5 protein-coding genes are annotated in these 4,855 nt (G+C 69.0%); 2 read left to right on the top strand and 3 right to left on the bottom strand.

Annotated elements, in window-relative coordinates; all coding sequences use genetic code 11:
- From HUU95_RS14330 to HUU95_RS08465, 3 genes are all read right to left on the bottom strand, one after another.
- On the bottom strand, window positions 1–350 hold a 350-nt coding region (locus HUU95_RS14330), incomplete at its 3' end, for a YmdB family metallophosphoesterase (protein WP_254602694.1).
- 235 nt (window positions 351–585) lie between these two features.
- Entirely contained in the window at window positions 586–2,043 is a 1,458-nt protein-coding gene (gene guaB, locus HUU95_RS08470) for an IMP dehydrogenase (RefSeq protein WP_174279721.1), read from the bottom strand.
- 150 nt (window positions 2,044–2,193) lie between these two features.
- Window positions 2,194–3,759: a phosphoenolpyruvate carboxykinase gene (locus HUU95_RS08465; protein WP_254602695.1), complete on the bottom strand. Its 1,566-nt coding sequence runs from the start codon at window positions 3,757–3,759 to the stop codon at window positions 2,194–2,196.
- 168 nt (window positions 3,760–3,927) lie between these two features.
- On the opposite strand from HUU95_RS08465, the gene HUU95_RS08460 reads away from it, so the two are divergent.
- On the top strand, window positions 3,928–4,632 hold the full coding sequence (locus tag HUU95_RS08460; protein ID WP_174279720.1) for a response regulator transcription factor: 705 nt from the start codon (window positions 3,928–3,930) through the stop codon (window positions 4,630–4,632).
- A partial coding sequence (locus HUU95_RS08455) for a sensor N-terminal transmembrane domain-containing protein (protein WP_174279719.1) occupies window positions 4,601–4,855 on the top strand: 255 nt, incomplete at its 3' end. The genes HUU95_RS08460 and HUU95_RS08455, both read left to right, overlap by 32 nt.

The raw sequence follows: 4,855 nt of genomic DNA, 5'->3' as shown, positions 1-4,855 counted from the left end.
TCGGATTGGTAGGCGGTGCCGCCGGGCAACACCTGGTGGTCGCTGGTGGGGCAGTGAGTGTGAGTGCCGACCACCAAGGACATCGAGCCGTCGAAGCTGTCGCGGAGCCCGTCGTCGCGGCCGGCGAGCAACAGCACAGCCGCGCGGCCGCTCGCCGGGCGTTCGCCACCGGCGCGGATCGCGGCATAGACCAGCTCGCGGACGGCGCGGCGGTCCTTCGACCCGGCATAGCGGCGGGTCGCGAAATAGCGCGCGATCAACGTATCGGCGGCCGGACCACCATCGCGCGCGGCGGCTATGACGGCGTCGAGCAGCTCGATCGCGGCCTGGGTGCGGGCGGGCGGGGTCATGACAAGTTGATGATCTTGAGGCTCCGTGAAGCGGGTCGCGGGGACAAGTTGATGTTGGAGAGGCGAATGGGCGGGCTGAACGGAACGGACATCATCCAGCCTTCGCATGGGCGCGGCGTGTAGGACAGCGCCTTGCTCGTCATGGGAAGGGAGGATCAGCCGGAGATGGATTCCGGCACGAAGCCGGGATGACGGGGCCCCTCGGTACGTCTCGCGCGGCTACCCTGTTCGCGCGTTATCGCGTCGGGTAGTTCGGTGCCTCGCGCGTGATCGTCACGTCGTGGACGTGGCTTTCCTGCAGCCCCGCGCCGGTGATCCGGATGAACTGCGCCCGATCGCGCAGCTCCGCCAGGGTGGCGGCGCCGGTATAGCCCATCGCGGCCTTTACCCCGCCGACGAGCTGGTGGATGACCTCGTGCGCTGGGCCCTTGAACGGCACTTGCCCCTCGATGCCCTCGGGCACGAGCTTGAGCTGGTCCTTGACCTCGCCCTGGAAATACCGGTCCGCCGAGCCGCGCCCCATCGCGCCGACCGAGCCCATGCCACGATAGGCCTTGTAGGCGCGACCCTGGTACAGGAAGGTCTCGCCCGGCGCCTCCGCCGTGCCGGCGAGCAGCGAGCCGACCATGCAGGTCGATGCCCCCGCCGCCAGCGCCTTGGCGAGATCGCCGGACGTACGCAGGCCACCATCGGCGATGACGGGGACGCCATGGCGCTGCCCCTCCCCCGCACAGTCCATCACGGCGGTGAGCTGCGGCACGCCGACGCCCGCGACGACGCGGGTGGTGCAGATCGAGCCGGGGCCGATGCCGACCTTGACCGCGTCCGCCCCCGCGTCGATCAGCGCGCGGGTCGCCTCGGCGGTGGCGACATTGCCCGCGACCACCTGGACGGCGTTGCTAAGTTTCTTAACGCGCTCCACCGCCGCCGCAACGTCGCGGTTGTGGCCATGCGCGGTGTCGATGACGATCAGGTCGCATTCGGCGTCGACCAGCGCCTCCGTCCGGTCGAACCCCTTGTCGCCGACCGTGGTGGCGGCGGCGACGCGCAACCGGCCGGCGGCGTCCTTGGTTGCGTCCGGGTAGGTCACCGCCTTTTCGATGTCCTTGACGGTGATGAGGCCGACGCAGCGATATTCGTCGTCGACCACCAGCAGCTTCTCGATGCGGCGCCCGTGCAGCAGCCGGCGCGCATCCTCCTTGCCGACCTCGACCGACACGGTGGCGAGGTTGTCATGCGTCATCAGCTCGGCGACCGGCTGGCGCGGGTTCTCGGCGAAGCGGACGTCGCGGTTGGTGAGAATGCCGACGAGGCGGCCATCGGCCTCGACCACCGGCACGCCGCTGATCCGGTGCTGCGTCATCAGCGCCTGCGCCTGCGCCAGCGTCGCGGTCGGCGCGATCGTGACCGGGTTGACAACCATGCCGCTCTCGAACCGCTTAACCTGGCGAACGGCGGCGGTCTGTTCGGCGACCGACAGGTTGCGGTGGAGCACGCCGATGCCGCCAAACTGCGCCATCGCGATCGCCATCGCCGATTCGGTGACGGTGTCCATCGCCGCCGACACGATCGGGATCGACAGCCCGATGCCGCGCGTCAGCCGCGTCCGCGTGTCCGCCTGCGTCGGCAGTACCGCGCTGGCGCCGGGAACGAGCAGGACGTCGTCGAAGGTCAGGCCGAGGCGGATGTCCATGTCGGGGCTGTAAGGAGGTCGTGGAGGAAGCGCTACCCCGTGATGAAGGGCTCGTTCCGGCATCCACGCCCCGATCGGGCGGGTCTCAATAACGCAACAACACGCCCGTTCCGAATTGAATCCCGGCACGAGGCCGGGATGACGAAGCGATCAGGCCGCCTCCGGCACCTTCGGCGCCGCCTGCCGCACGCCTTCGTCGACATGCTCGGCAAACTGCGCGAAGTTCTCGACGAACTGGTCGACCAGTCTGGCCGCCGTCGCGTCATAGGCCGCCTTGTCGATCCAGGTCGCACGCGGATCAAGGATCTGCGCGTCGACGCCCGGCACGCTGACGGGGACTTGGAAGCCGAAATTCGGGTCGGCGCGGAACTGCGCGTCGTTGAGGCTGCCGTCGAGCGCGGCGTTCAGCAACGTGCGCGTGACCTTGATCGGCATGCGGTGGCCGACGCCGTACTTGCCACCGGTCCAGCCGGTGTTGACCAGCCAGCAATCGACGCCGCCGGCCGCGATCCGCTCTTTGAGCAGGTTGCCGTATACCGACGGATGGCGCGGCATGAATGGCGCGCCGAAGCAGGTGGAGAAGGTCGCGTCCGGCTCGACCACGCCGATCTCCGTGCCCGCGACGCGCGCGGTGTAGCCGGACAGGAAATGGTACATCGCCTGATCGGGCGTCAGTTTCGCGATGGGCGGCATCACGCCATAGGCGTCCGCCGTCAGGAAGATCATGTTGCGCGGCACCGGGCCGAGATTGTCGGCCGACGCGTTGGGAATGAAGTCGATCGGGTAGACGCCGCGGCTGTTCTCCGCGAGGCTGGGATCGTCGAGATCGAGTGTGCGCGTGTTCGGATCCATCACCACATTTTCCAGCACGGTGCCAAAGCGCTTGGTGGTGGCGAAGATCTCGGGCTCGGCCTCGGCCGATAGGCGGATCATCTTGGCGTAGCAGCCGCCCTCGAAATTGAAGACCGCCGTGTCCGACCAGCCATGTTCGTCGTCGCCGATCAGCGTGCGGGCAGCGTCGGCGCTGAGCGTCGTCTTGCCGGTGCCGGACAGGCCGAAGAAGACCGCGGTGTCGCCGGCCGGGCCGATGTTCGCCGAACAATGCATCGGCATCACGCCGTGCGCGGGCAGAAGATAGTTGAGCAGGCTGAACACCGACTTCTTCATCTCGCCGCCGTAGCGCGTGCCGCCGATCAGGATCAGCTTGTCGGTGAAATTGACGGCGATCACCGTCTCCGACCGGCAGCCATGGCGCGCCGGATCGGCGCGGAAGCTGGGCAGGTCGATGATCGTGTAGTCGGGCGCGAACCCCGCCAGTTCGGTCGCGCTCGGGCGGACCAGCATCGTCCGGATGAACAGATTGTGCCAGGCGAACTCGTTGATCACGCGCACCTTGACGCGGTGGCTGGGCTGCGAGCCGCCGTGCAGGTCCTGGACGAACAGCTCCGGCTTGTCGCCGAGCGCGGCAAAGAAATCGGCCTTGAGCGCGGCAAAATGCGCCGGGTCCATCGCCTGGTTGGACTTGCCCCACCAGACGGTCTGCTCGGTTTCCGCGTCGCGCACCAGATAGCGGTCGCGCACCGACCGGCCGGTATGCGGCCCCGTTTCCACCACCAGCGGCCCGTCGGCGGCGAGCTTCCCCTCGCCGCGCGTCACCGCCGCCTCGACCAGCGCGGACGTGCCCAGGTTCCAGTGGACCCGCGCTTCCGCGCGCACGACGTCGCCGCCCAGCCCTTCGTTCAAGCCCCGCCCGGGGCCGCGCTCGTCCGCCAACCGATGTCTCCCTGTCCGGTAAACCCGGCGCTTATCCAGCGCTTGACACCCGGTCAAACGCGGAATCGTCCCCGGTTGAGCGCGATGGCGGCTTGGCCTAAGCGCGCGGGGATGACGGCCACGGTCGCCCTGGTCGATGACGACCGCAACATCCTGACCTCGTTGTCGGTCTACCTTCAGGCCGAGGGCTTCCTGACCCGCGTCTATTCGGACGGCGAGACGGCGCTCAAGGCGTTGACCGCGGACCCGCCCGACCTTGCCGTGTTCGACATCAAGATGCCGCGCCTGGACGGGCTGGAACTGCTGCGGCGGCTGCGCGAGAAGAGCCGGCTTCCGGTCATCTTCCTCACCAGCAAGGACGACGAGCTGGACGAGGCGCAGGGACTGGCGGCGGGCGCGGACGACTATATCGCCAAACCGTTCTCGCCCCGGCTGGTGGCGGCGCGGATCCGGGCGATCCTGCGTCGGGTCGAGCTGACCCAGCCGGGCGGCGAGGCGCACGCCGACGCGGCCGCGCCGCTCGCGCGGGGACGGCTGACGATGGACCCGGCGCGGCATCGCACCACCTGGGGCGGCGAGCCGGTGACGCTGACCGTCACCGAGTTCCTGATCCTGGAGACGCTGGCGCAGCGGCCGGGCATCGTGCGCACGCGCAACCAGCTGATGGACGCGGCCTATAGCGACGACATCTATGTCGATGACCGCACGATCGACAGTCACATCAAGCGCCTGCGCCGCAAGTTCCGGGCCGTCGACCCCCGGTTCGACGCGATCGAGACGCTGTATGGAGCGGGTTATCGCTTCTCGGACGAGTGACCCCGGCGACCTGGCGCTGCGCTGGTCGGGCCAGGTGTCGCTCACCGGGCGCATCCTGGCGGTCAACATCGTCGCGCTGCTGCTGCTGGCGGGCGGCTTCTTCTACCTCGACTCGTTCCGGTCGCGGATCGTCGACGGGCGGGTGGCGCAGGCGCTGCGCGAGGCGCGGCTGATCGCGGACACGCTGTCGGCTGGCGGCCCGCGCCGGCGCGACGCGCTGGTG

The sequence above is a fragment of the Sphingomonas bacterium genome, assembly GCF_903643065.1.
Classification (GTDB): domain Bacteria; phylum Pseudomonadota; class Alphaproteobacteria; order Sphingomonadales; family Sphingomonadaceae; genus Sphingomonas.
The sequence above is the reverse complement of the archived record's forward strand: the minus strand, read 5'-3'. Positions and strand labels throughout refer to the sequence as shown.